The following is a 24,260-nucleotide window of genomic DNA, read 5'->3' as shown; positions in this document are numbered from 1 at the left end:
CGGGATCGACCGTTTCAGGAGAGGTGGCAGAGTGGTCGAATGTACCTGACTCGAAATCAGGCGTAGGGTATCCCCCTACCGTGGGTTCGAATCCCACCCTCTCCGCCAGAAAAGAAAATCCCCGCGCATGCGGGGATTTTTTTTAACCGCCTCCAGCATCAGGACATTCGTGACCCAAACCCTAGAGCAGCTCCGCACCGGAAAACTCATCGGTATCCAACGCCTGAAACTGGCCTGTGGCCTGACTGACTTCCCGCGCGAAATTTTCGACCTCGCCGAGACCCTGGAAATTCTCGACTTGTCCGGCAATGCCTTGTCATCGCTCCCAGACGACTTGCCGCGCCTGCGCAAGCTGCGCATCATTTTTTGTTCGGATAACCAGTTCACGGAACTGCCCGAAGTCCTGGGACAATGCCCGCAGCTGAGCATGGTCGCGTTCAAGGCCAATCACATCAAGACGGTATCTGCCAAATCAATCCCCGCGAACCTGCGCTGGTTGATCCTGACCGATAACCAGATTGAAGAACTGCCCGCTGAAATCGGCAATTGCCGCGAACTTCAGAAACTCGCGCTCGCCGGAAATCGGCTGCAGGACCTGCCTGCGACCATGTCCGCCTGTTCGCGCCTGGAGCTGGTGCGTATTTCTGCCAATCGGTTGCGCGAACTTCCTGAATGGCTGCTGTCGTTACCGCGCCTGTCCTGGCTTGCTTATGCAGGCAATCCATTCTGCGAGGCGCGGGAACAGCTTGCGCTGGCAGCGACACCGGTTGCCAGCATCGACTGGGATGCATTGCAACTTCAGGGCAAGCTGGGCGAAGGTGCGTCCGGCGTGATTCATCGCGCCGACCATCGGCATGGCATGGAAGTGCGGCCCGTTGCTGTGAAGATGTTCAAGGGTGCGGTCACCAGTGACGGCTTGCCGGATTCGGAAATGGCGTCCTGGCTTGCCGCCGGCACGCATCCGAACCTGATCCCGATAGAGGGCAGGGTGACAGCGCATCCGGCAAGTGCAACAGGCCTGGTCATGCCCCTTGTCGATCCGGAATTCCGCGCACTTGCCGGGCCGCCCAGCCTGGATAGCTGCACGCGCGATATTTATGCCGCAGGATTGTCGTTCGAACCGGCCCAGATCCTGGGAATCTCGCATGGGATTGCCTCGGCTGCAAGGCATTTGCATGATCAAGGCATTATGCATGGCGACTTGTATGCTCACAATATTCTCCACTCCGGAAATGGCGTTGCCTTGCTGGGGGATTTTGGCGCGGCATCATTGTTTGCGCCTGAGTCGCGAGCTGCCCAGGGATTGCAGCGACTTGAAGTGCGCGCCTTTGGTTACCTGCTGGAAGAATTGATCGTGCGATGCAGTCTGGCGGATCGCTCCCAGGGGCTCCTGGAACAACTCGATGACCTGAAATCGGCTTGCCTGAATAGCGACATTGCCGCCAGGCCTTTATTTCATCAGATCGAGGACATGCTTTTCCGGCTGGCGCAAATGCGTCGGCAGGCTGAAACGCCAGTGCACTGAAAAAACACATTCTCACGACACAAGGATCCCCGCTGATGCGGGGATTTTTTTGTGCTATGCCAAAAACGCATAACAGATATTTCAATTGGAAATTGTACTTTTAATAACTTAAAAAGTTAAAATTCCGGCAACATTAAATGTTGTTAAAAAGAAAACTAATTTAAGTGTTAATCGATGGCAATTTATTGCTGTTAGCAACATTGCCATTGTTAGAAATAACTAACTGCAATTCTTTGGGAGAGAGTCATGCATCACCGTTCATTCGCGCGCAATATTTTACGGAGCACAATTGGCTTGATTATTGTCTTGTCGACAGGCGCTGCGCATGCCCAGTCCTTTCCGCAAAATCAGGCGTTATTGGCTTTGCCGCCGCTCTTGCTGGATACGCCCAATGCGCCCGGCAATGCGTCGATCCAGAAAAATTTTCAAGACAGAATCGCTAACAAGGGCAGCGTTCGCCTGATCGTGAAACTGCGGACCGCTGCGCAACCCGAACATCGGCTCGACCCTGCGCAGCTGCAGTCGCAACGCGCGACAATCGCCAATATGCAAAGTAACTTCATCAACCGGGTTGCCCAATTCGGCAATGTCGTGCGCAAGCAGTTTGTGACGCAGCCCTTTGTCGTGGTCCAGGCCAACTCCGCAGTACTGTCCCATATTCTCAGCAGTGCAGACGTCCTCAGCGTGCAGGAAGACGCCGTTCTGCAACTCAGCCTGGCTCAAAGTGTTCCGCTGGTTGGCGGCGATAAAGCCTGGACTGCCGGCGGCACGGGGACCGGGCAGGCCGTTGCGATTCTGGATACCGGCGTGGATTCGAGCCATCCTTTCCTGAGCGGCAAAGTGGTTGCCGAAGCCTGTTTTTCAACCAATGGCCAGGGAGCGAAATCGGTTTGCCCGAATGGCGACCTGTCGCAAATCGGCGTCGGGGCAGGCAAGGATTGCCCGATTTCGGCCTGCAGCCATGGCACCCATGTGGCGGGTATCGCCGCTGGCAAAGGAAGCAGTTTTTCCGGCGTCGCAAAAGAAGCAAAAATTATTTCCGTCCAGGTCTTCACCTCGTTTGAAGACGTCTCGGGGGCCTATACTGCGCTTGGGGCATTCACGTCCGATATCATGAGCGGCCTGGAATACGTCTACAGCCTGCGCAATACCCACAAAATTGCCGCCGTCAACATGAGCCTGGGAGGCGGCCTCTACACCAGCAATTGCGACAACGATGCCCTCAAGCCCGTGATCGACAACTTGCGCGACGCCGGCATTGCGACCATCATTGCCTCGGGCAACAACGGCGAAACCAATGCGATTTCCTCGCCTGCGTGTATCTCGTCGGCGATCAGCGTGGGTGCCACCACCAAGTCCAACGTGGTCGACAGCTATTCGAACAGCGCGCCTATCCTGAGCTTGCTGGCGCCGGGTTCCGACATCAAATCGTCGGTACCGGGCAGCGCCTATGCCAATTATTACGGCACTTCCATGGCGGCACCGCACGTGGCTGGCGCCTGGGCAGTATTGAAATCCAAAAAGCCCACTGCCTCGGTAACGGAAATCCTGAATGCCTTTGCCACAACCGGCAAAAATATCAGCGATTCCCGCAATGCGATTTCCAGGCCGCGCATCCAGGTCGATGCGGCGCTCGCCAAGCTTGCAGGCGGCGGATGTTTCAAGGCCAGCAATCCAGCCCATGTCGCGGCCGGACGGGCCTATGCAAAACTGGGCTATGCCTATGCCAAGGGTTCGAACCAGCGCATGGGCATGAACTACAGCTTCTTCACCAGCAAGCTGAGAAATACCGGGGTTGATTACTATGCCGTCGACAGCACCTGCCCTTGATGGTGCTAGCCGTTTCGCCAGGCTTGCAAAGCCCTGCGGGAGCAGGTCCGGTCAGCCGCCGGAAGGCGCCTGGCCCCAGATGTGCACCTGATTGCGGCCGGCTGCCTTGGCGGCGTACAGCGCTTCATCGGCTTGCCTGATGGCCTCTTCGGCGCCCAGGCCTGCCAGCATGGTGAGCCCGATGCTGGCGGTAAGCACAATGTCGCCCTTGTCGGTGGCCGCCGGCATGCCGGCGAGCGCTTCGCGCAGGCGGTCCGCCAGCATCCTGGCATCTTGCGGTCCGGTCCTTGGCAACAGCACGGCGAACTCTTCACCGCCCAGGCGCGCAGCCCTGTCACTTTCACGCAAACAGTTGCGAATGATGCGGGCAGCGTGCTGCAGCACGGCGTCGCCTGCAGGGTGGCCATAGGTGTCATTCACCTGCTTGAAATGGTCGAGGTCAAGGATCAGCAGCGCACCGCCGTCCTGCGGGAACTCGGCAACTTCCCGGACCAGCGTATTCAGGTACATCATGAAGCTGCGGCGGTTGGGTAGCGCAGTCAGTGCATCCGTAGTCGCCATGGCCGTCAATTGCGCTTCGTGCTGCTTGCGCTGGCTGATGTCGCGCACAAACCAGACGCGACCCAGGGAATCGTTTTCCCCGGCAATCGGCACCCAGTCGATTTCCAGGATGCGGCCACTGACCGTGGTGGCTTCCAGGGTTTTGCGCTGTTCGCGTCCGGCACCGTCGGGGCTGTGCAGCCAGTCGGCGCGCAATGCGCCAAGATGGGCCTGCAGCTGGCCGTGCGACCACCCGCGCAGCGTCTCCGGCGCTTCATGCAAATCGAACAGGTCACAGAATAGCTGGTTGGCCATGACGACGACATCGACCTCATCTTCCATCAGCACGCCGCCCGGATAGCGTTGCAAAAGCGTGGCCAAACGTTCGTGATACTGGGCTTCCGCCACTTCGGCATGCTTGCGCGTGGTGATGTCGAGCACCGTCCCGGCAACGCGCAGCGCACGGCCATCGGGGCCGCGGCTGACAACCTGCCCCCGGTCCAGAAACCAGATCCAGTTGCCATTGCGGTGCCGGATGCGGTATTCCGCTTCGTACTGTGCAGTATCGCCGCGCAGGTGGCTTTTGAATGCTTCGCGCACCTGGTCCACATCATCCGGGTGGAGCAGCTTTGTCCAGTTATCCGGCGTGATCCTGCCGTCCGATTCGCCATATCCCAGCAGTTCGTGCCAGCGTTCGTTGAAATGCGGGATGTTGGTCCGGTAGTTCCAGTCCCACGTGCCGAGGTTCCCGCCACGCAGTACCAGGGATAGTTGTTCGCTACTGTTGCGCAAGTCCTCGGTCTGACGCCGGTTTTTTATGTAGAGCAGGGTGATCAATGCCGCCGCCAGCAGCAGCATGGCGCTGCCCAGGGCATTGTGCAGCTTGCTGTCCCGCAGCGATGCAACCACCGGCGCCAGGGCCACTTCAGTGCCCAGGCCCAGGCTCAGAATCAGCGGCGCATTCGCAGTACGATGCCACGCATAATGGCGCAGCACGCCATCGACGGGGGCTACCGTATCATAGGCGCCGCTTGGCAAATCCGGGCGAGTCAGGAATGATCGCGTGCTGGGCACAAATTTTCCCAGAACTTCCTCCAATTGGTGGGAACGGGCCAGATATGCGCCATCATCGCGCAGCAGTATTGCGACATTTGCGGGGTCATGAAAGATATCGCGCAGGGCGCGGGAAAGGTATTCCGGCGAGATGGAAATGACGGTCACGCCGGCAAACTGGCCATCCCGGATAATTGGCAGGGAAAATTGCACCGCCCATTTCTTCGATACCCTGCCGAACAGGGGATGACTGATAAAGAGCTGTGGCGGTTGTCGCTGGCTGTGGATCTTGAAGTGTTCGCGATCGGCGATGGAGACCCCTGAAGCGCTTTTGCTATCGCTGGTCAGGTTGGAAAATACGATATTGCCAAGCGTATCGGCGATTGCGACCTGGACGAGCGCGCCATCCGGCAGCGCTTTCTGGGCCTGGGAAATGGCGCGGCGGAATTCCGCTTCGTTATCCTTGAGCCAGTGTTCGCTGAGATGCTGGGCAAGGAAGTGCACCTGGTCGATGAGGGTGCCGGTTTGCAGCGCCAGCGCATGCGCAGTCTGCGCTGCGCGCAAGTGCATCTGTTCTTTGGCGCGCTGCATCTGGGCTTGATGCGTGTGGTGCAGATGGCCCCAGTACCCGCCCAGGACAAGAAGGAAAATTGCCCATCCCAGCACGATACGCATCAGCGTCTGACGCGGCAGCTTATCCATGTATGACCGTATGGCGTTCAATGCAGGAATCTGTCTTGTCGTAAAACCAATCGACCAACGCCATCGACAAGCGCAATCAACCGTTTTTTGATCACGTTTGGACGCCCTAAAAAAAAACCCCGCCTATGCGAGGTTGCCGAGCTTGCCAATACCGGAGACGATTCCCGGCGCCCAGTTCTATCGGTGAAAAGTGGCCCCGACTTCATGAATCATCTCAGGTATGGACAAGCTGTAAGTAAATCATAGCACAGGAAAATTTCTGCATGATAATTTTGTGCCGATATTTTCTGCGGGCGTGGTATTTAATCCGCTTCCACTATACTCTTGGACCATAGCGGTTTTGCAAGTGCGGCGGTTGCCGTCCTTGAATTGCCCCGACATTGTCAAGACAGGAGTTGCAAGATATGAAAAGCCGTGCCGCAGTCGCCTTTGAAGCAGGCAAGCCGCTGCAGATCGTTGAAATCGACGTTGCACCGCCCAAAAAGGGTGAGGTGCTGGTAAAAATCACGCATACCGGTGTGTGCCACACCGATGCCTTTACGCTTTCCGGCGACGACCCGGAAGGCGTCTTCCCCGCCGTGCTCGGGCATGAAGGCGCCGGCATCGTGGTGGAAGTGGGCGAGGGCGTCACCAGCGTCCAGCCAGGCGATCACGTCATTCCCCTGTACACGGCTGAATGCGGCGAGTGCAAATTCTGCAAGTCCGGCAAGACCAACCTGTGCTCGGCAGTACGGGCAACCCAGGGCAAGGGCCTCATGCCCGATGGCACCACGCGTTTTTCCTACAATGGCCAACCGATCTATCACTACATGGGTACCAGCACTTTCAGCGAATACACCGTGGTCGCCGAGGTGTCCCTGGCCAAGGTCAACCCGGCCGCGCCGTTGGAAAAAATCTGCCTGCTCGGTTGCGGCGTCACGACCGGCATCGGCGCCGTGCACAACACCGCCAAGGTCAAGCCGGGTGACAGCGTTGCCGTGTTCGGACTGGGCGGCATCGGCCTGGCAGTGATCCAGGGCGCGGTGCAGGCAAAGGCCGGGCGCATCATTGCCATCGATACCAATCCGGGCAAGTTCGAGCTGGCGCGCAAGATGGGCGCGACTGACTGCGTTAATCCCAAGGACCATGCCCGCCCGATCCAGGAAGTCATTGTCGAGATGACCGATGGCGGCGTCGAATTCAGTTTTGAATGCATCGGCAATGTCGATGTGATGCGCGCGGCACTGGAATGCTGCCACAAGGGCTGGGGCGAGAGCGTGATCATCGGCGTGGCCGGCGCCGGCCAGGAAATCCGCACGCGGCCATTCCAGCTCGTGACCGGGCGGGTCTGGCGCGGCTCGGCGTTTGGCGGTGTGAAAGGGCGCAGCCAGTTGCCGGGCATGGTCGAGCAATCGATGCAAGGCACGATTGACCTCGATCCCTTCATTACCCATACCATGCCGCTGGAGCGGATCAATGAAGCCTTCGACCTGATGCACGAAGGTAGGTCGATCCGCACCGTCATCCATTTCTGAACCGGCACGGATAGTCCATCATGGAACGAATCGAACACCGTGCCTGTTTTGGCGGCTGGCAGGACGTCTGGCGCCACGAATCATCGGCGCTGCACTGCACGATGAATTTTGCCATTTACCTGCCGCCGCAGGCGGAGCGGCAAAAGCTGCCGGTGCTGTACTGGCTCTCGGGTCTCACCTGCAGCGAACAGAATTTCATTACCAAGGCGGGGGCGCAGCGCTATGCCGCCGAGCATGGCGTGATCCTGGTTGCACCCGACACCAGTCCGCGCGGCGATGCGGTGGCAGATGCGGATGGCTATGATCTGGGCAAGGGCGCGGGCTTTTATGTCAATGCCACGCAGGCGCCGTGGGCGGACCACTACCGCATGTACGATTACGTCGTGGCGGAATTGCCTGCGCTGATCGAGGCGCATTTCCCGGCATCCGAAGCGCGCGCCATCAGTGGTCATTCGATGGGCGGGCATGGCGCACTGGTCATCGCGCTGAAAAATCCGGGCCGCTATCGCAGCGTGTCGGCATTCGCGCCCATCGTCGCGCCGTCACTGCTGCCGTGGGGAGAAAAGGCATTCACGGCATATCTGGGTGATGACCGTGCGGCATGGCAGGACTATGACGCTTGTGCATTGCTCGCCGCAGCGCGCGAGCGCCTGCCGCTGCTGGTCGACCAGGGCGATGCCGACGAATTCCTGGCGACGCAGCTGCAGCCGCAGCGCCTGCAGGCGGCAGCCAGGGCTGCGGGCCATCCCATGAGCCTGCGCCTGCAGCCAGGGTACGACCACAGCTATTACTTTATTGCCAGCTTCATTGGCGAACATATCGCGCATCACGCCGCAGCCTTGCGCGAATGAAGCACGGCCGCATCCGGCGCTTGTCCGGATTACCCACATTAACCGTGGATAATTCTGTGGATAAGTCCCGCATGCGGGAGGCAAGCGCTTGTTTTTGCTTGTTTTTTTGCAGTTGATAAAAAATGCGTCAAGCCGTGCCGGCAATCAGTTGCGCGGCGGCTTGACCAGGCCCAGTTCATGCGCCTTGGCCACGGCATTGACGCGGCTGCGCACATCGAGCTTGGAGAAAATCTGGTCGATGTGATACTTGACGTTCAGCTCGGTCAGGTTGAGGATCTTGGCAATTTCCCAGTTGGTTTTTCCTTCGTGCATCCAGTACAGGATCTCGCTTTGCCGCTCGGATAGCGGCTTGCCGGTCTTGCCGACGAAGGCCTGGAATTCCTGGACGCCGGCGATTGCCCTGGACAGGGCGAGGTGCAGGTGCGGCGTAAGGATTTTCAGCAGGAAGGCATGATCCTGGCCGACTTCACCGTCCAGGCGCGAAAAAATGAAGTAGCTCGATTGCGCGCCGGTCAGGTCGACCACGCCATGGCCGATGATGTTGCGCATCTTGTACTTGTTGAACAACTGTACCCATTCGACCGGAAACTGCTCGTCATCGCGGCCACTCTGGAAGTACACCGGCTCCTGGCTGTCGCGCCATTTCTGGATCAGGGGACTGTTGACGCGCCCGTCCGAATTGAGCATCTCGGTGTAGTACTCGTAGCATTCGAAGGGGCAGTTAAATTGCAGGAACTTGCGCACGAAATTGCCTTGCGGGCTAACGCCACCGATACCGCACACCAGCATTTCATGCGGCAGCACGTCACGCAGCTTGCCGTTGACCAGTCGCGTCAGGCCGGCTTCGTCGCGCACCTCTGCGCTCTCCAGGATGGCGGCAAGGATGCGACGGTCGCGGTCACCGCTCGTCGGGGCGCTTGCCGGCGCCGCCATGTCCGGCTGTTCGGCAACGGCTTTATGTGTCGTGTTTTTGGCTTGTTTCGTGGGCATATTCTGGCTGGTTTGCGTGGTCAATGTCCGGCCTGGGTGCGGGCCTGCACATAGCGGGCATATTCCTCTTTGCTCAACGGGAAACGTTCCAGCACTTGCAATGCGCTTCCCTTGATTTCCTTGCTCTCGGCGCCGTTGTTAATGATGCCCATCAGGGTTGATTTCAGGGCATCGCTGCGCGCGCCTGACTGGGCAACTGCAAAGATGGCAGCCTGCCGCACTTCGGGCGAAGGGTCGGCCAGCGCCTGGGCCAGGCGGCCCTGGCTTGCGCCGGTTTTGTCCCATTGGCCCAGTTGCAGCACGCTCTGGCTGCGCACTGCCGGATCGGCGTGCTGTGCCAGGCTGCCCAGTTGCGCCATGATCGCCTCGGACTCGGCCGGATCAGTTGCGCCGGGCCGCAATGCTGCGACTGCCTGCGCCAGCAATTCAGGTGACTGTTCCGATGCCAGCGCCTGTTTCAGGAGGTTGCGCATTTCCGGCGAGTCGGGCGCCATTTGCTGCAACATGGCATAGGCCTCCTTGCGCTGGGCTGTGTCGCCGCTATTCGCCAGCCGCGTAAAAAATGCCAGGGCTTCGGGCTTTTGTACGCTGGCGAGCACGGACTTGATCATCTCGCGCATCTCCGGCTTGCGCTCGGTTTCATAGCGCTGGATCAGGCTGCGCAGGAAAACCGGATCGGTTTCGGCACGCTCGCGCATTTTTTGTTCTTCGCCGCTGACAGGGGCGACCTGGTGCTGGTTGTTCGTCGCAACAGGCGAGGGCACGTGGGTCGGGGCGCCACGCCCGTTCCACAGGTCGGCAACCTGGTTGGCGCCGGCGGCGCCTTGCGCAGCCGCCCGGGCCACGGGAGGGGCGCCTTCAGGCAGGGCTTGCCAGGCCAGGATGAAACCAAGGGCAAAGCTGATGCCGCTGCAGCCAAACAGGACTGGAATGGAAATTTTCACTGGTAACGCGCTCCGACAATGTCGGCAAGCGAGTCGCGGCTTCGGCCTGGGGCCGGCGCCGCGGCCCGGCTTACCGGCGGGTGGACTCGGGACAGGCGGGCATGGCGGGATAGGCCCCGCAATTCAATGTGGCAGTCATGGTTGTCTCCGTCTTTAATTATGTTTTATGCAGAGAATACTACTGGAATTGGGCGGACGTGCAAATAGTTTGCATCTCCGGCAAAGAATGTGTACCAGTTTCCTAGCCATGAATCGCCGAGAGGATGGCATCCACCGCGGGATGCTTGATCTTGCGCTCGTTGGAGATGGCATAGAATTGTTCGTGCACATTCTGCAATTCCCCCACGGGCATGGCGCCGAATTGCGCTTCCACATCCTTGATGAGCGCCGACGGCGCGGGAAACAGGCCCATGCCATTGCGGCCGAAGGTATTGAGCAGGGCATTGTCGTCGAACTCGCCGACGACGTCGGGGCGCAGGTTATGGGTTTCGAACCAGTGGTCGATGCGTCCGCGGATGGCGTTGTTGCGGGTGGGGAGCAACAGAGGGGCGCCGTTGAGGCTATCCGGAAATCCGGGACCGAATTTTTTTGCCAGGGGCGGCAAGCCAAACAGCATGATGTCGCTTTCCCCCAGCAAGTGGCTGAATACGCGCAGGGTGGTTCCCGACTGCACGGGACGGTCCGCCAGCACGACATCGAGCTTGTGCACCGAGAGGTCCCCCAGCAAAGTCTCGAAGCGGTCTTCGTAACAGACCAGCTTGATCTTTTCTGGCAATTGCAATGCCGCCTGCAGCACGCGCGAGGCAATCAGCTTGGGCAGCGAATCGGACAGGCCCACCGTCAGGCGCATGGTGCGGCCGATTTCCGAATCGGCCAGCGCATCCTGCATCTGTTCGCCCAGCAGGAAAATCTGGTCGGCATAGCGCAGGGCAATGCGTCCGGCCTCGGTGAGTACCAGGCGCCTTCCCTGGGGCGCAAACAGCGATTTGCCGATGGATTGTTCCAGCAAGCCCAATTGGGTACTGATGGTCTGGATTGCCAGACCCAGGCGTTCAGCGGCCTGGGTAATGCTGCCTTCCTTGGCGACAACCCAGAAAAAGTAAAGATGACGGTAATTCAAGCCAGTCAATTTCATTTCGTTTGTTCCATTTTTCGGAAGTATAAATTCTATTATCTTCACTTTTTCCTGAATTGCAAATGGCTTAAGATAGCCCCTTTCCAAAAAAGCCCATATTCCCCATCATGCTCGAACTACTCGCCGACCCGCAAATCTGGATCGCTTTCGCTACCCTGACCGCACTGGAACTGGTGTTGGGTATCGACAATATTATCTTTATCGCCATCCTGGTTGATAAGTTGCCGCCGGAAAAGCGCGAATTCGCCCGCAAGCTCGGCTTGTTCATCGCCATGTTCATGCGGATCGGCTTGTTGCTGATTCTGTCCTGGATCATCGGCCTGACTGCGCCAATCTTTACCATTTTTGGCAACGAGATTTCAGGGCGCGACCTGGTGTTGATCGCCGGTGGCCTGTTCCTGTTGTGGAAGAGCGTGGGTGAAATCCACCAGTCGATGGAAGGCATTGAAGGCGGGGCTTCAAGTGCCGTCAAGTCGACCATGACGGCAGTGATCCTGCAAATCATGCTGGTCGACCTGGTGTTTTCGCTGGATTCGATTATTACTGCGGTCGGCATGGTCGACGAGGTTGCGGTAATGATTGCTGCCGTGATTACTTCCGTGGGCCTGATGATGGTGTTTGCCGGTCCGATCGGCCGTTTCGTCTCGGCCCACCCGACCATCAAGATGCTGGCCTTATCCTTCCTGGTCGTGGTGGCGGTGGTGCTGATTGCCGAAGGCTTCGACAACCATGTGCCGAAGGGCTATATCTATAGCGCCATGGCATTCTCGGTGGTGGTGGAAATGCTGAATATCCGCATGCGCAAGCGTGCGGCCCAGCCGGTACACCTGCATTCCCCCTACAGCGCCGATGCTGCGGACGGAATCCCGGACAAGCAAGTTTGACATTGCAAAAAGCGCATGTAAATCAGGGACTTGTTTCAAAAAAATGGTTGGCAAACGAGGCGTTGCTGGATGAAAATACCATTTTGCCGAAATACGGGCGGCGCGCGCCGAAATTGCCGGGCTCCTGTTGCCTGCAGTGCGTGACGTGAGCAAGCGCGGGAACGGGTTTTGTTCGGTAGCGAACGGAAAATTTTCCGTCTCCGGCTAGAATACGCTGGAGACGACACTGGATCGATTTATGAAAATACTCATCGTGCTGCTGGTGATGGCCAGCAGCTTTTTGTCAGGATGCGCGACGCAGCGCGAACCGACCTTGCATCCCTACGGCGTAAAGGCAAAACCGGGCGGGGAGGGCTATTGCCCCCCGACCCAGGCAATCAAGGGCTTGTGCTGAAACCTTGCGGGTTCTTGCTTTGCCAGCGCCAGTGGTCAGCGCACATTTCATCCAGTCCTTTACCTGCCTGCCATCCGAGCACCTCACGTGCCGTATCCGGATTGGCATAGCACACCGCAATATCGCCGGGGCGCCGGCCGACAATGTCATAGGCGACTTGACGTCCGCTCGCAGCTTCGAAGGCACGCACGATTTCCAGCACACTGTAGCCCCGGCCTGTGCCAAGGTTGACTGTGAAACCCTTGCCGGCAGCGAACAGCCGGTTTAGCGCAGCAACGTGCCCGCGCGCCAGATCGACCACATGTATGTAATCGCGCACGCCGGTGCCGTCCGGGGTCGGGTAGTCATTGCCGAATACCGCCAGGCGGGGCCGCCGGCCGACTGCAACTTGCGCCACGAATGGCATCAGGTTGTTGGGGATGCCGGAGGGGTCTTCGCCAATCAGCCCGCTAGGATGCGCACCGACGGGATTGAAGTAACGCAGCACGCCAACGGCCCACGAGGGATCGCTGTGCGCCAGGTCGCCAAGTATCTGTTCGACCATCAGCTTGGAGCGGCCGTAAGGATTGGTGACTGAAAGACGGGCAGTCTCGGCAATCGGCACGCTCTCCGGATCGCCATAGACGGTGGCCGAGGAACTGAAAACGATGCGCCGCACGCCGGCCTGTTGCAATGCCTGCAGCAGCACCATGCTGCCATTGACGTTATTGTCGAAATATTCCAGTGGTTTTTCCACCGATTCCCCAACCGCTTTCAGGCCGGCAAAATGGATCACGGCATCCACCGCATGGGTTGCCAGAATAGTGTCCAGTGCCTTGCGGTCGCGCACATCGGCGCAGTAAAAGGGCAGGTCCGCACCTGTCAGCTTCGCGATGCGCTCGAGCACGGCGCGCGAACTGTTGGCAAGATTGTCAAGACCGATGACGGCATAGCCGGCTTCGATCATTTCCACGCAGGTATGCGAACCGATATAGCCGCAGGCGCCAGTGACGAGAATTGTTTTCTTGGAAGTCATGGTCAAATGTATAAATTAAGGTACGACAGGCAACTGTTTTCTGCGGAGTATCAAATTATAAGCAGTTCATCGTGAATTTTATGTTGAAAATTGACAATTGTTAATCAACAGGCGCTAGAATCAGACATGGTTTCGAGCGAGCATCATATCCTTTTGGCAAACGATTTTCCGGGCGGCGACCGCTATGAAATGCTGGTGGAGTTGTCACCGGACGCCTTGTATGTCGTGCAGGATGAGGGCCTGGTCTATATTAATGCCGCCGGGGTGCGCCTTTTATGCGCAGAATCGCCTGGCGAGCTGATTGGCCTGCCAGTGTCCAGTCTGCTGCATCCGGCCTATCTGGAAAAAGGCCGGGCGCGCATGGCGAAGATGCTCAAGTCCGGACAGCCGGCGCCGTCCGTGGAGCAGAAGTATGTGCGCCGCGATGGCCAGGTCATCGATGTCGAAGTGCGTTCCGCGCCTTTCCTGTACGCGGGCAAACCGGCGGTGCAAGTGTTGGCGCGCGATATTACCGCACGCAAGGCGGCGGAGGAGGCCTTGCATTTCAGCGAAGAGCGGCATCGCCTCGCCGCGCAGGAAGCGACCCGCGCCAAAGACTCGCTGCATCACGAAAAAATCATCCTCGAAATGATCGCACTCGACGAGCCGATCAAGGATATCCTGCGCGAAGTCTGCCTGGGCATCGAGTGGATCGTTGGCCAGATCTGCTGCGCAATTTCGCTGCTCGATGCCAGCGGCAGGCATATCCACGTCGTGGCTGCACCCTCGCTGCCGGATGCTTACATCGATGCCCTGCAGGGCATGGCGATCGGGACACAGGCAGCATGTTGCGGCACGGCGATTTGTCTCAATCAGCCGGTCATCTCCGGTGATATTGCCGGCGATGCAATGTGGGGTGAGTTGCGCGAAACGGCGCTGGCGCATGGCTTGCGCGCATGCTGGTCGGTGCCTGTGCGGGCGGCTTCCGGCGCCGTGCTGGGGGCACTCGACGTCTACTACGCCGAGCCGCAGTTGCCGAGCAAGGATGACTTGAACTTCGTCAGCAATATTACCCATCTGGTCGGTGTGGCGGTGCAGAAGGATCGTGTCGAGCGCAGCCTGCACGAAAGCGAGGAACGTTATCGTTCCGTGGTCAACTGCCTTGCCGAAGGCATCATGGTGCAATCCCGTGATGGCACCATCGTGGCCTGCAATCCAAGCGCGGAACGGATACTGCGGGTGCCGCCCGGCAGTGCCGTGGGCTCCAGGAGCATGAATTTACGGCGCATGTTTGCCGAGGATGGCAGCGAGATTCTGCCCGAGCAATTGCCCAGCATGGTTGCGTTGCGCACCGGTGAAGCCATCCTGAACCTGACCATGGGCGTGGAAACGGCCGATGGCACAATTGTCTGGGTGTCGCAAAACGTTTTGCCGATCCGCCAGGCGGGCGGGCAGGAAGTCAGTTCGGTGCTGGTCTCCTTTACCGATGTCAGCGCAGTCAAGGAGGCGCAGCAGCGCCTGCAATTCCTTGCCTCGCACGACTCGCTGACCGGCTTGCCGAACCGCGCGTTCCTGGTCGACCGCCTGGCGCATGCGCTGTCGCTGGCGCAGCGGCAGAAGCACCAGGTGGCGTTGCTGTTTCTCGATCTGGACCGCTTCAAGCACGTCAACGATACCGTTGGCCATGAAGCCGGCGACCAGTTGCTGCAAACCGTGACGTCAAGGCTGTCGGCCTGCATTCGTGAAACCGATACGCTGGCGCGGCTCGGCGGCGATGAATTCGTGGTGCTGGCCGAGGGCTTCGAGGATGCCGGGTATCTCACCGGCCTTGCCGAGCGCATGCTTGGCGCCATATCCGAGCCTTTTCACTTGCGCGGCTATGAGTACTATCTGGGCGTATCGATCGGCATCAGTGTCTACCCGGATGACGGCGAGGATGGCAATACCCTGCTGCGTTGCGCCGATTCCGCCATGTATGCGGCCAAGGAGGGCGGCCGCAACAATTACCAGTTCTATACGCAGGAATTGAACGCCCGCAGCCAGCGCCGCTACCATCTCGAGAAAAACCTGCGGCATGCGCTGGTCAGCGAACAGTTTGTCGTGTATTACCAGCCCAAAACCGATTTGCAGACCGGCCGCATCATTGGTGCAGAGGCGCTGCTGCGATGGCAAAACCCGGAAAGCGGACTGGTATCGCCCGTTGATTTCATTCCGGTTGCAGAAGAAACCGGGCTCATCGTGCCGATCGGGCGCTGGGTGCTGGAACAGGCGTGCCACCAGGCCGCTGTCTGGCGCGCGGATCTGGTGCCGGACCTGCGCATTGCCGTCAACCTGTCGCCGCGGCAGTTCCAGGATGAAGGCCTGGTCGATGCAGTCAAGTATGCCTTGCAGACTTCCGGCTTGCCGCCGCAGGCGCTGGAGCTGGAAATCACGGAAAGCCTCCTGATCGGCGATAGCGACAAGCTCATTCCCATGTTTGATGCCCTGGTCGGCCTGGGGGTGGCGTTTTCCCTGGATGATTTCGGCACGGGCTATTCTTCGCTCTCGTACCTGCAACGCTTCCCGATTTCCAACCTGAAAATCGACCGCTCGTTCATCAACGGCATTCCTGGTAACCGGGATTCCGTGGCCTTGACGCAGACCATCATCGCCATGGCCAATGCGCTTACCCTGACTGTCACTGCCGAAGGCGTGGAGGAAGAGTTGCAGATGCGTTTCCTCACTGAAGCCGGTTGTCATGAAATGCAGGGCAACTATTTCAGTGAACCAATTGCGGCTGCGGACTTCGAACGCTTGCTGGCAGCTGGAAGTGAACTGGCGAGCAGGTCGGCCTGACCTGTTGCGGCACTGAATGCGGCATCCGCGTGACTTTGTGCCGCCCGCTGTATGACTCAGAAGAATGCCGTCCACCATGAAGATGGATTCCTATTCGGTTCTTGAGCGGGAGCAACTGGCCCAACTCGCGAGATTCCGCCGCATTGCCACCGGCTTGCTGCTGATGATGGCTGTCGTCTTTGTCGTCGCCAAGCGTCTCGAAGTGGCCTATCCCTGGCTCGCCTTGGTGCGCGCTTTTGCCGAAGCCGCCATGGTCGGCGCGCTGGCCGACTGGTTCGCTGTCACGGCGCTCTTCAAGCATCCCCTCGGCTTGCCGATCCCGCATACGGCCATTATCCGCCGCAACAAGGACCGCATCGGCGCCAGCATCGCCAATTTTCTGGAACATAACTTCATGACGCGCGAGGTCATCAGCGAAGAGTTGGCCGAGGTTGATTTCGCTGCTGCGCTGGCATCCTGGCTGGAAGCGCCTGGCAATGGCCGGCGGCTCGCCCATCAGCTGGCCGGCACAATTCCGGCACTCTTGCGCATGATGGAGGATAAGGACGTGGGCCATTTCCTGCAACAGCGCGTCAGCGCTACGCTGCAGGAAGTGCGCTTTGCGCCGTTGCTGGGAGGATTGCTGGCGATCCTGAAGGCGGGTGGCCAGCATCAGCGCGTATTCGATCATGTGATCGAGCTGGCCGCCGATGCGCTGGACCGCAACCAGCCGTATATTCGCCAGAAAATCCATGACAGCTCGCCACGCTGGCTCCCCAAATCGATCGATGAAAAATTTTTCGTGCGCCTGGTGGACGAATTAAACAATATTCTCGATGAAATGCGCGAGGAGGATAGCGAATGGCGCGGCCGTTTTGAATTTGCTTTTGAGAATTTTATTGAGCAATTAAAAACGTCCCCGGATTATGAAGCCCGGATTGATCGCTGGATCCGCGAAATGCTGGCGCAAAATGAATTTCGTGGCTACATCACCCAGATATGGCAAGACATCAAGGCCCGCCTGTTGCAGGACGTGGAAGCGGAAGATTCAAAAACGGTTGCCCGACTGGAACAGGCCCTTGTCGCTCTGGCAAGGGCGCTCGAACAGGATCGGGTCGTCAGTGACAAGCTGAATCGCTGGTTGCGAGGATTCGCCACGGAAACCATCGTGCATCGCCGGGGGGAAATAGCGCAATTGGTGGAACGGGTGATCCGCAAGTGGGACGGGGAAACGATCGCACGCAAGGTGGAGCTGCACGTTGGCAAGGATTTGCAATATATCCGTATCAACGGCACGCTTGTCGGCGGGATGGTCGGGCTCGTGCTGCATCTTGTTGCGCTGGCTCTGGGTTGATCAGCCTGTTGCAAGAAATTTAAGACAGCAGCGCCTGTCATAGAAGGCATCCGAAGCTAGATCAACATTTTCAGGCGGCGGCCAGGTACGGCACGGGAGAAATATGACGGGAAGATGACAAATTATCCCTGATTTGTCATTTTCCTGAGCAACCCGTGTTTATGTCATCAACTCGTCATAATTGTCATCTAGAGTCCGTCCTGTCATAAACGATCCTTTTTCAAGGAGTTCATATGCGACTCAATTTTCGTGGCACCTCGCTGATCCTGGCAGCCGCACTGCTTGTCACGGGCGGCATGTCGCAGGCAGCTGATATCACCGGCGCCGGCGCAACCTTCCCCTATCCCATCTATTCCAAGTGGGCCGAGTCTTACAAGGCCGCCACCGGCACCGGCATGAATTACCAGTCCATCGGTTCCGGCGGCGGCATCAAGCAGATCAAGGCCAAGACCGTCGATTTTGGCGCTTCCGACATGCCCCTGAAGGCGGACGAGCTGGAAAAGGAAGGCTTGACGCAATTCCCCGCCATTATGGGCGGCGTGGTGCCAGTCATTAATGTTCCTGGCATTGCTCCGGGGCAGTTGAAATTGTCTGGCAGTGCTTTTGCCGGCATTTACCTGGGCAAGATCACGAAGTGGAATGCTGCTGAAATCGCTGCCGACAATCCTGGCGTGAAATTGCCGGCCGAAGACATCACCGTCGTGCACCGTGCCGACGGCTCCGGCACCACCTTCCTGTTCACCGATTACCTTTCCAAGGTCAATGCCGACTTCAAGTCGACCGTTGGCGCAGGCACTGCCGTCAAGTGGCCTACCGGCGTGGGTGGCAAGGGTAACGAAGGCGTCGCTGCCAATGTCCAGCGCATCAAGCATTCGATCGGCTATGTTGAATACGCCTATGCCAAGAAAAACAGGATGACGCACGCCCAGTTGAAGAACCGGGATGGCCAGTGGGTACAGCCGGACGACGAGAGCTTCAAGGCAGCTGCTGCCGGTGCCCAGTGGGACAAGACTCCCGGCTTTGCGCTGGTGCTGACCGATCAGGCCGGCAAGGCCAGCTGGCCGATCACGGGGGCGTCCTTCATCATCCTGCACAAGGTGCAGGCGGATGGCGCCAAGGGCCGCGAAGTGCTGAAGTTCTTTGACTGGGCGTACAAGAATGGCGGCGCCATGGCCACGGACCTGGACTATGTTGCCATGCCGCCGGCCGTCGTCAAGCTGGTGCAGGATGCCTGGAAAACCCAGTTGAAAGATGCCTCCGGCAAGGCCGTCTGGTAATCCTGCCTTGCTTCTCCGACTTTAACGCCCAGTACCCATGACCGCACAGCATTCCCCACTCGCCATGCCGGTTGCCGAGCCCGCATTCGGCAACCGCAGCAGCGCTGACGATCTTGCGATTGCCGGCGCCATGCGCCGACAGCGCTGGCAGGATTTCCTGTTTCATAAAGTAACCCTCGGCTTTGCCCTTTTTGTCCTGCTGGTATTGCTGGGAATCCTGGTCTCACTGGTCATTGGCGCCATGCCGGCCTTCCGGGAATTTGGCTGGTCCTTCATCACGACCGTCGAGTGGGATCCCGTCAATGACAAGTACGGGGCGCTGATCGCCATCGCCGGCACCCTGGGGACGTCCTTCATCGCGCTGCTGATTGCCTTTCCCCTGAGCTTTGGCATCGCGCTGTTTCTCACCGAGATCTGCCCGGCCTGGCTGAAGCGCCCCCTGGGTACCGCGGTGGAACTCCTGGCCGGCGTGCCCAGCATCATTTACGGCATGTGGGGGCTGTTCGTCTTTGTGCCGCTGTTTGCAGAGTATGTGCAGCCAGCCTTGAAAGCAACGCTGGGCCAGGTGCCCGTCATCGGCGTTCTGTTCAATGGTCCGATGATGGGCATGGGCATCCTGGCTGCTGGCCTGATTCTGGCAGTCATGATCATTCCCTTCATTTCCTCGGTCATGCGCGACGTGTTTGAAATCGTGCCGACGGTCCTGAAAGAGTCTGCCTACGGGCTGGGGTGCACCAAGTGGGAAGTGGTGCGCAAGGTAGTCTTGCCGTACACGAAAAATGGCGTGGTAGGCGGCGTCATGCTGGGCCTTGGCCGTGCGCTGGGAGAGACCATGGCAGTGACCTTCGTGATTGGCAATGCCCACAAGCTGTCATGGTCGATTTTCACCCCTGGTAACAGTATCGCCTCGACACTGGCCAACGAATTTGCAGAAGCTGAATCGGTATTGCATGTGTCGTCACTGTATGCGCTCGGGCTGATCCTCTTCGTGATTACCTTTATTGTCCTTTCCGCGGCAAAACTGATGTTGCGCGGCATGGCGCGCAAGGAAGGAGTGTAAGCATGGACAAGAACGTCAATCCGGTCTATCGCCGCCGGCGGTGGGTGCACCGCATCGGCATCGCCCTGTCTTTCCTGGCAATGCTCGTCGGCCTGAGCTTCCTCATATGGATTCTGGCGACGCTGGTCATCAAGGGCTTCGGCGCCATCAGCGTCGACTTGTTCACGCACACCACGCCGTCTCCAGACAGCGATGGCGGCGGCCTGCTGAACGCCATCGTCGGCAGCCTGCTGATGGTCGGCGCAGCGACCCTGATCAGCACGCCGATCGGCATCCTGGCCGGGATGTACCTGGCAGAATACGGCGAGGAGAGCTGGTTTGCCCAGGTCACGCGCTTTGTCACCGACATCATGCTGTCGGCGCCATCGATCGTCATCGGCCTGTTCGTGTATGCCATCTATGTTGCCAACGTCAAGCATTTTTCCGGCTGGGCCGGCACCTTCGCCATTTCGCTGATCGCCATTCCCGTGGTCGTGCGCACCACCGACAATATGCTGAAGCTGGTGCCCAGCAGCCTGCGCGAAGCGGCATTTGCGCTGGGCGCGCCGCGCTGGAAGGTGGCTACCATGGTGCGCCTGCGCGCCGTCAAGGCCGGCGTGGTGACCGGTGTCCTGCTGGCGGTGGCGCGCATTTCCGGCGAAACCGCGCCGCTGCTGTTCACCGCGCTGAACAACCAGTTCTTCAGCGCCGACATGAATGCGCCGATGGCCAACCTGCCTGTGGTGATCTACCAGTTCGCCATGAGCCCTTACGACAACTGGCGTTCCCTGGCCTGGGGCGGCGCCTTGCTGGTGACCTTCAGTGTGCTGGCATTGAATATCCTTTCTCGCACCATGTTCAGCCAGAAAACGCAACGATGAATCGACAAACCATGCAAATGAACGATCCCGCCATCATGTCCGCCGGCCTTGCCAAGACGATCGAAATTTCGAACCTGGACTTTTACTATGGAACATTCCAGGGGCTGAAGAATATCAACCTCGATGTCCACGAAAAGCAGGTCACCGCCTTCATCGGCCCGTCCGGCTGCGGCAAGTCGACCCTGCTGCGTACCCTGAACCGCATGTATGACCTGTATCCCGGCCAGCGCGCCGAGGGTAATATCATGTTCCGCGGCAGGAATATCCTCGACCCCGGCCTCGACGTGAACATGCTGAGGGCGAAGGTGGGCATGGTGTTCCAGAAGCCCACGCCTTTTCCGATGTCGGTGTATGACAACATCGCCTTCGGCGTGCGCCTCTACGAAAACCTTTCCAAAGGCGAGATGGACGAGCGCGTGGAGTGGGCCTTGAACAAGGCGGCGCTGTGGGGCGAGGTCAAGGACAAGCTCAACAAGAGCGGCCTGTCGCTCTCCGGCGGCCAGCAGCAGCGCCTGTGCATCGCCCGTGGCGTGGCAGTCAAGCCGGAAGTGCTGCTGCTGGATGAGCCGACCTCGGCGCTGGACCCAATTTCGACAGCCAAGATCGAGGAGCTGATCACCGAACTCAAGCAGGATTACACCATCACCATCGTCACCCATAACATGCAGCAGGCCGCGCGTTGCTCGGACTATACTGCCTACATGTACCTCGGTGAACTGGTGGAGTTTGGCGAGACGGACCAGATCTTCATGAACCCGGCCAAGCAGGCTACCCAGGATTACATTACCGGCCGTTTCGGCTGAGGTCGTCAACATTCTTGCAAGGAGTATCCCGATGACGGGCGAGCATTCATCCAAACAATACGACATGGATCTGGAAACCATCCGATCCAGAGTCTTGCAAATGGGCGGCCTGGTGGAAAGCCAGTTCCAGGATGCCATCAAGAGTTTTCGCACTGGCGACAATGGCCTGGCGCAGCAAGTCATCAAGGGGGACGAGCAGGTCAATCGCCTGGAAGTGATGCTGGACGATACCTGCAACCACCTGATCGTCAAGCGCCAGCCAGCTGCCAACGATTTGCGCATGGTGATGTCCACCGTCAAGGTGATTACCGACCTGGAGCGCATCGGCGACGAGGCAGTGAAGATTGCGCGGGTCGCGTCTGGCGCGAATGAACGCAGCACCAGCGGCCTGGTCAACCAGTCCGAGCTGGTGCGCGTGATCGCCGGGCGCGCGGCCGAGCTGCTGCACGAAGCGCTGGATGCCTTCGCGCGCAAGGACGAAAAGCAGGCGACCAGGCTGATCGCCAAGGATGCCGTGATCGATCACGAGTATGGCATCCTGATGCGCAGCCTGATCACGTTCATGATGGAAGACCCGCGCACGATTTCCGTGGCGCTCGACACGATGTGGGTGGCCAAGGCCATCGAGCGTATCGGCGACCATGCCAAGAATATCGCTGAATATGTCATCTATGTGGTGGAAGGCAAGGATATCCGCCACAGCGATTACGTAGCCACCAAACTCGAACAATGACCGGAATTCATGTCGGCTGATAAGACCACCATACTGATTGTCGAAGACGAGCCCGCCATTGTCGAGCTCGTCAGTTTTACGCTCAAGGAAGCGGGTTGGCAGGTGCAGGCGGTGGGGACCGCGGGCGAAGCCTGGGAATTCCTGCAGCGCCGCACGCCGCACCTGGTCCTGCTGGACTGGATGCTGCCGGACCAGGCCGGCTTGCGCCTGCTGGCACGCATCCGCGCCGACCGCCAGCTGCAGCCGCTGCCGGTCATCATGCTGACGGCAAAGAGCATGGAAGAAGACAAGATCGCCGGCCTAGACCAGGGCGCCGATGATTACATCACCAAGCCTTTTTCGCCGCGTGAACTGACCGCACGCATCAAGGCGCTGTTGCGGCGCAAGAGCCCGGAGCACGCGCAAAACCTCATGACGGCCGGTGTCGTTGCGCTCGATCCGGTCAGCTGCAGCGTCAGCCTCAACGGTGAAAAAATCGATATCGGCCATGCCGAGTATCGCCTGCTGAAATTTTTCATGGCGCACCCGGAGCGGGTGTTTTCGCGCAACCAGCTGCTCGACAAGGTCTGGGGCGACCATGTCGTCATCGAGGAGCGCACGGTCGATGTGCACGTGCTGCGCCTGCGCAAGGCATTGAAGGAAGCCGAAGCCCTGATCAAGACGGTGCGCAGCGTCGGTTACATGCTGTCGGAAAAATGAATCCGCAACTGATTTTCTGGGTGCCGGCGATGCTGCGGCTGCTGCTGGTCGTCATTGGCGCGGGCGTCGTCTGGGCATTTTTCGGCGCGGCTGCCGGACTGGCTGCGGCCCTTCTGGCCGTGACGGTTCTGGTCTTCCTACAGTTGTATTACCTCAATCGGCTCGACCGCTGGCTCGACAATCCGGAAAGCGAGAAAATGCCTGATGGCTGGGGCGCCTGGACCGATGTCTTTTCGCGCCTGTACAAGATGCGGCGCAATGATGAGCGTCACCAGGCCGAGCTGGCCGAGTGGCTGGCGCGCTTTCGGCAAGCCATGAGCCTGTTGCCGGACGGCGTCGTCATCATGGATGACGTGCTGTTCCTGGAATGGTGCAACCCGATCGCGCAAACCCACCTGGGCCTGGACCTGGAGCGCGACAAGGGCATGCGGGTCACCAACCTGATCCGCCACCCGGATTTCATGGATTACATCATTCTTGGCCGTTACGAACAGCCGCTGACCTTGACCTTGCGCGGGCGTAAGCTGGTCGTGCACCTGATCCCCTTCGAAAACCGTCGCCAGATCCTGGTTACGCACGATGCCACCGAATCCGAGCGCATCGACATGATGCGCCGCGACTTTATCGCCAATGCCTCGCACGAACTGCGTACGCCCCTGACCGTCATCAACGGCTTTCTCGAAATCGCCTGCGCCCAGCCGAATCTTGAAGTTGCCACACGCCAGTCGCATTTGAAACTGATGAGCGAGCAGGGCCAGCGCATGCAAAACCTGGTGGAAGACATGCTGACCCTGAGCCGCCTGGAATCGACCGACTTTCCCCTGCGTCGTGAAAAGGTGCACGTCAAGGCCTTGCTCGAGCAAATCGTGCGCGAAGCCGACGCGCTTTCCGGCGGCAAGCACAAGATCAGCCTCACGGTCGACGGCCCGGATATCCAGGGCAATACGGAAGAATTGCGCAGTGCCTTCACCAACCTGGTGACCAATGCCATCCGTTATACCCCGGCGCAGGGCAAGATCGACCTGCAGTGGCAAAATACCGCGCAAGGTCCGCAGTTTTCGGTGCGCGATTCCGGCATCGGCATCAGCCGTGAGCACATCGTGCGCCTGACGGAACGTTTTTATCGCGTCGACAAGAGCCGCTCGCGCGAAACCCAGGGGACGGGCCTGGGCCTGGCGATCGTCAAGCACGTCATGCTGCGCCATCAGGGCAAACTGGTGATTGAATCCACCGTCAATGAAGGCAGTACCTTCGTGGCGCAGTTTCCCGCCAGTAGCGTGCATTGCGACAACGGCTAGTCCCGG

Annotated in this window: 20 protein-coding genes and 1 tRNA gene; 16 read left to right on the top strand and 5 right to left on the bottom strand. The window is 59.0% G+C overall.

Annotated features, from left to right (window positions below; all coding sequences use genetic code 11):
• Positions 1 to 17: 17 nt before the first annotated feature.
• From EKL02_RS11685 to EKL02_RS11675, 3 genes are all read left to right on the top strand, one after another.
• Positions 18 to 108 (top strand) — tRNA-Ser (locus EKL02_RS11685).
• A gap of 61 nt (positions 109 to 169) precedes the next feature.
• The gene (locus EKL02_RS11680) at positions 170 to 1,525 is read left to right on the top strand and encodes a leucine-rich repeat-containing protein kinase family protein (protein WP_128902216.1); all 1,356 of its coding nucleotides are present in this window, start codon (positions 170 to 172) and stop codon (positions 1,523 to 1,525) included.
• Between the two features lie 294 nt (positions 1,526 to 1,819).
• A complete protein-coding gene (locus EKL02_RS11675; RefSeq protein WP_206732382.1) occupies positions 1,820 to 3,355 on the top strand; it encodes a S8 family serine peptidase in 1,536 nt (511 codons plus the stop codon).
• Positions 3,356 to 3,406: 51 nt separating this feature from the next.
• Here EKL02_RS11675 and EKL02_RS11670 read toward each other — a convergent pair whose 3' ends face one another.
• Positions 3,407 to 5,650 carry a diguanylate cyclase gene (locus tag EKL02_RS11670; RefSeq protein WP_128902214.1) on the bottom strand — a complete coding sequence of 748 codons (2,244 nt, stop codon included), beginning with the start codon at positions 5,648 to 5,650 and terminating at the stop codon, positions 3,407 to 3,409.
• A gap of 404 nt (positions 5,651 to 6,054) precedes the next feature.
• Here EKL02_RS11670 and EKL02_RS11665 point away from each other — a divergent pair, with 404 nt between their 5' ends.
• Positions 6,055 to 7,164, top strand: coding sequence for an S-(hydroxymethyl)glutathione dehydrogenase/class III alcohol dehydrogenase (locus EKL02_RS11665; RefSeq protein WP_128902213.1), 1,110 nt, complete (start codon positions 6,055 to 6,057; stop codon positions 7,162 to 7,164).
• Positions 7,165 to 7,184: 20 nt separating this feature from the next.
• The gene (gene fghA / locus EKL02_RS11660) at positions 7,185 to 8,015 is read left to right on the top strand and encodes an S-formylglutathione hydrolase (protein ID WP_128902212.1); all 831 of its coding nucleotides are present in this window, start codon (positions 7,185 to 7,187) and stop codon (positions 8,013 to 8,015) included.
• Positions 8,016 to 8,159: 144 nt separating this feature from the next.
• Here the strand turns inward: fghA and EKL02_RS11655 are convergent, their stop codons facing one another.
• The 3 genes from EKL02_RS11655 to nhaR all read right to left on the bottom strand — a co-directional run bounded on the left by EKL02_RS11655 (position 8,160) and on the right by nhaR (position 11,084).
• Entirely contained in the window at positions 8,160 to 9,005 is an 846-nt protein-coding gene (locus EKL02_RS11655) for a LuxR C-terminal-related transcriptional regulator (RefSeq protein ID WP_128902211.1), read from the bottom strand.
• Between the two features lie 20 nt (positions 9,006 to 9,025).
• Positions 9,026 to 9,949 (bottom strand): HEAT repeat domain-containing protein, encoded by a 924-nt coding sequence (locus tag EKL02_RS11650; protein WP_128902210.1) that lies wholly within the window; start codon positions 9,947 to 9,949, stop codon positions 9,026 to 9,028.
• 241 nt (positions 9,950 to 10,190) lie between these two features.
• A complete protein-coding gene (nhaR, locus tag EKL02_RS11645) occupies positions 10,191 to 11,084 on the bottom strand; it encodes a transcriptional activator NhaR (RefSeq protein ID WP_128902209.1) in 894 nt (297 codons plus the stop codon).
• A gap of 107 nt (positions 11,085 to 11,191) precedes the next feature.
• Between nhaR and EKL02_RS11640 the strand changes: the two genes are divergently transcribed.
• Together EKL02_RS11640 and EKL02_RS11635 are read left to right on the top strand one after the other, a co-directional pair.
• Positions 11,192 to 11,968, top strand: coding sequence for a TerC family protein (locus EKL02_RS11640; protein WP_128902208.1), 777 nt, complete (start codon positions 11,192 to 11,194; stop codon positions 11,966 to 11,968).
• Positions 11,969 to 12,206: 238 nt separating this feature from the next.
• Positions 12,207 to 12,362, top strand: a complete 156-nt coding sequence (locus tag EKL02_RS11635; RefSeq protein WP_128902207.1) for a vir-repressed protein — start codon at positions 12,207 to 12,209, stop codon at positions 12,360 to 12,362.
• Here EKL02_RS11635 and galE read toward each other — a convergent pair.
• Positions 12,346 to 13,377, bottom strand: a complete 1,032-nt coding sequence (gene galE / locus EKL02_RS11630) for a UDP-glucose 4-epimerase GalE (RefSeq protein WP_128902206.1) — start codon at positions 13,375 to 13,377, stop codon at positions 12,346 to 12,348. The genes EKL02_RS11635 and galE overlap by 17 nt on opposite strands.
• Positions 13,378 to 13,503: 126 nt before the next feature.
• Here galE and EKL02_RS11625 point away from each other — a divergent pair, with 126 nt between their 5' ends.
• The 9 genes from EKL02_RS11625 (at position 13,504) to phoR (ending at position 24,254) form a co-directional block, all read left to right on the top strand.
• On the top strand, positions 13,504 to 16,191 hold the full coding sequence (locus EKL02_RS11625; RefSeq protein WP_128902205.1) for an EAL domain-containing protein: 2,688 nt from the start codon (positions 13,504 to 13,506) through the stop codon (positions 16,189 to 16,191).
• A 76-nt stretch (positions 16,192 to 16,267) separates the two neighbouring features.
• A complete protein-coding gene (locus tag EKL02_RS11620; RefSeq protein ID WP_241687697.1) occupies positions 16,268 to 17,524 on the top strand; it encodes a DUF445 domain-containing protein in 1,257 nt (418 codons plus the stop codon).
• A 233-nt stretch (positions 17,525 to 17,757) separates the two neighbouring features.
• The gene (pstS, locus tag EKL02_RS11615) at positions 17,758 to 18,801 is read left to right on the top strand and encodes a phosphate ABC transporter substrate-binding protein PstS (RefSeq protein ID WP_128902204.1); all 1,044 of its coding nucleotides are present in this window, start codon (positions 17,758 to 17,760) and stop codon (positions 18,799 to 18,801) included.
• Between the two features lie 130 nt (positions 18,802 to 18,931).
• Positions 18,932 to 19,861: a phosphate ABC transporter permease subunit PstC gene (gene pstC, locus EKL02_RS11610; protein WP_241687869.1), complete on the top strand. Its 930-nt coding sequence runs from the start codon at positions 18,932 to 18,934 to the stop codon at positions 19,859 to 19,861.
• Positions 19,862 to 19,863: 2 nt separating this feature from the next.
• A complete protein-coding gene (pstA, locus tag EKL02_RS11605) occupies positions 19,864 to 20,721 on the top strand; it encodes a phosphate ABC transporter permease PstA (RefSeq protein ID WP_128902202.1) in 858 nt (285 codons plus the stop codon).
• A gap of 11 nt (positions 20,722 to 20,732) precedes the next feature.
• On the top strand, positions 20,733 to 21,524 hold the full coding sequence (gene pstB, locus EKL02_RS11600; protein WP_128903479.1) for a phosphate ABC transporter ATP-binding protein PstB: 792 nt from the start codon (positions 20,733 to 20,735) through the stop codon (positions 21,522 to 21,524).
• A gap of 31 nt (positions 21,525 to 21,555) precedes the next feature.
• Positions 21,556 to 22,257: a phosphate signaling complex protein PhoU gene (gene phoU / locus EKL02_RS11595; RefSeq protein ID WP_128902201.1), complete on the top strand. Its 702-nt coding sequence runs from the start codon at positions 21,556 to 21,558 to the stop codon at positions 22,255 to 22,257.
• Between the two features lie 9 nt (positions 22,258 to 22,266).
• Positions 22,267 to 22,956, top strand: coding sequence for a response regulator (locus EKL02_RS11590; protein ID WP_128902200.1), 690 nt, complete (start codon positions 22,267 to 22,269; stop codon positions 22,954 to 22,956).
• Positions 22,953 to 24,254 carry a phosphate regulon sensor histidine kinase PhoR gene (gene phoR, locus EKL02_RS11585; RefSeq protein WP_128902199.1) on the top strand — a complete coding sequence of 434 codons (1,302 nt, stop codon included), beginning with the start codon at positions 22,953 to 22,955 and terminating at the stop codon, positions 24,252 to 24,254. Before EKL02_RS11590 ends, phoR begins: the two co-directional genes overlap by 4 nt.
• The last annotated feature ends 6 nt before the right edge of the window (positions 24,255 to 24,260 follow it).

Origin of the sequence: Janthinobacterium sp. 17J80-10 (assembly GCF_004114795.1) — a bacterium.
In the GTDB taxonomy this organism is placed as follows: Bacteria; Pseudomonadota; Gammaproteobacteria; order Burkholderiales; family Burkholderiaceae_D; genus Paucimonas.
Note: the sequence above shows the minus strand (reverse complement) of the source record. Positions and strands in the feature narration are given on the sequence as shown.

What these genes read in the sequence shown, in the direction of transcription:
- EKL02_RS11670 (WP_128902214.1), bottom strand. Translation starts at nt 5,650, where the DNA reads ATGGATAAGCTGCCGCGTCAGACGCTGATGCGTATCGTGCTGGGATGG.
- EKL02_RS11665 (WP_128902213.1), top strand. Translation starts at nt 6,055, where the DNA reads ATGAAAAGCCGTGCCGCAGTCGCCTTTGAAGCAGGCAAGCCGCTGCAG.
- fghA (WP_128902212.1), top strand. Translation starts at nt 7,185, where the DNA reads ATGGAACGAATCGAACACCGTGCCTGTTTTGGCGGCTGGCAGGACGTC.
- EKL02_RS11655 (WP_128902211.1), bottom strand. Translation starts at nt 9,005, where the DNA reads ATGCCCACGAAACAAGCCAAAAACACGACACATAAAGCCGTTGCCGAA.
- nhaR (WP_128902209.1), bottom strand. Translation starts at nt 11,084, where the DNA reads ATGAAATTGACTGGCTTGAATTACCGTCATCTTTACTTTTTCTGGGTT.
- EKL02_RS11640 (WP_128902208.1), top strand. Translation starts at nt 11,192, where the DNA reads ATGCTCGAACTACTCGCCGACCCGCAAATCTGGATCGCTTTCGCTACC.
- EKL02_RS11635 (WP_128902207.1), top strand. Translation starts at nt 12,207, where the DNA reads ATGAAAATACTCATCGTGCTGCTGGTGATGGCCAGCAGCTTTTTGTCA.
- galE (WP_128902206.1), bottom strand. Translation starts at nt 13,377, where the DNA reads ATGACTTCCAAGAAAACAATTCTCGTCACTGGCGCCTGCGGCTATATC.
- EKL02_RS11625 (WP_128902205.1), top strand. Translation starts at nt 13,504, where the DNA reads ATGGTTTCGAGCGAGCATCATATCCTTTTGGCAAACGATTTTCCGGGC.
- EKL02_RS11620 (WP_241687697.1), top strand. Translation starts at nt 16,268, where the DNA reads ATGAAGATGGATTCCTATTCGGTTCTTGAGCGGGAGCAACTGGCCCAA.
- pstS (WP_128902204.1), top strand. Translation starts at nt 17,758, where the DNA reads ATGCGACTCAATTTTCGTGGCACCTCGCTGATCCTGGCAGCCGCACTG.
- pstC (WP_241687869.1), top strand. Translation starts at nt 18,932, where the DNA reads ATGCGCCGACAGCGCTGGCAGGATTTCCTGTTTCATAAAGTAACCCTC.
- pstA (WP_128902202.1), top strand. Translation starts at nt 19,864, where the DNA reads ATGGACAAGAACGTCAATCCGGTCTATCGCCGCCGGCGGTGGGTGCAC.
- pstB (WP_128903479.1), top strand. Translation starts at nt 20,733, where the DNA reads ATGCAAATGAACGATCCCGCCATCATGTCCGCCGGCCTTGCCAAGACG.
- phoU (WP_128902201.1), top strand. Translation starts at nt 21,556, where the DNA reads ATGACGGGCGAGCATTCATCCAAACAATACGACATGGATCTGGAAACC.
- EKL02_RS11590 (WP_128902200.1), top strand. Translation starts at nt 22,267, where the DNA reads ATGTCGGCTGATAAGACCACCATACTGATTGTCGAAGACGAGCCCGCC.
- phoR (WP_128902199.1), top strand. Translation starts at nt 22,953, where the DNA reads ATGAATCCGCAACTGATTTTCTGGGTGCCGGCGATGCTGCGGCTGCTG.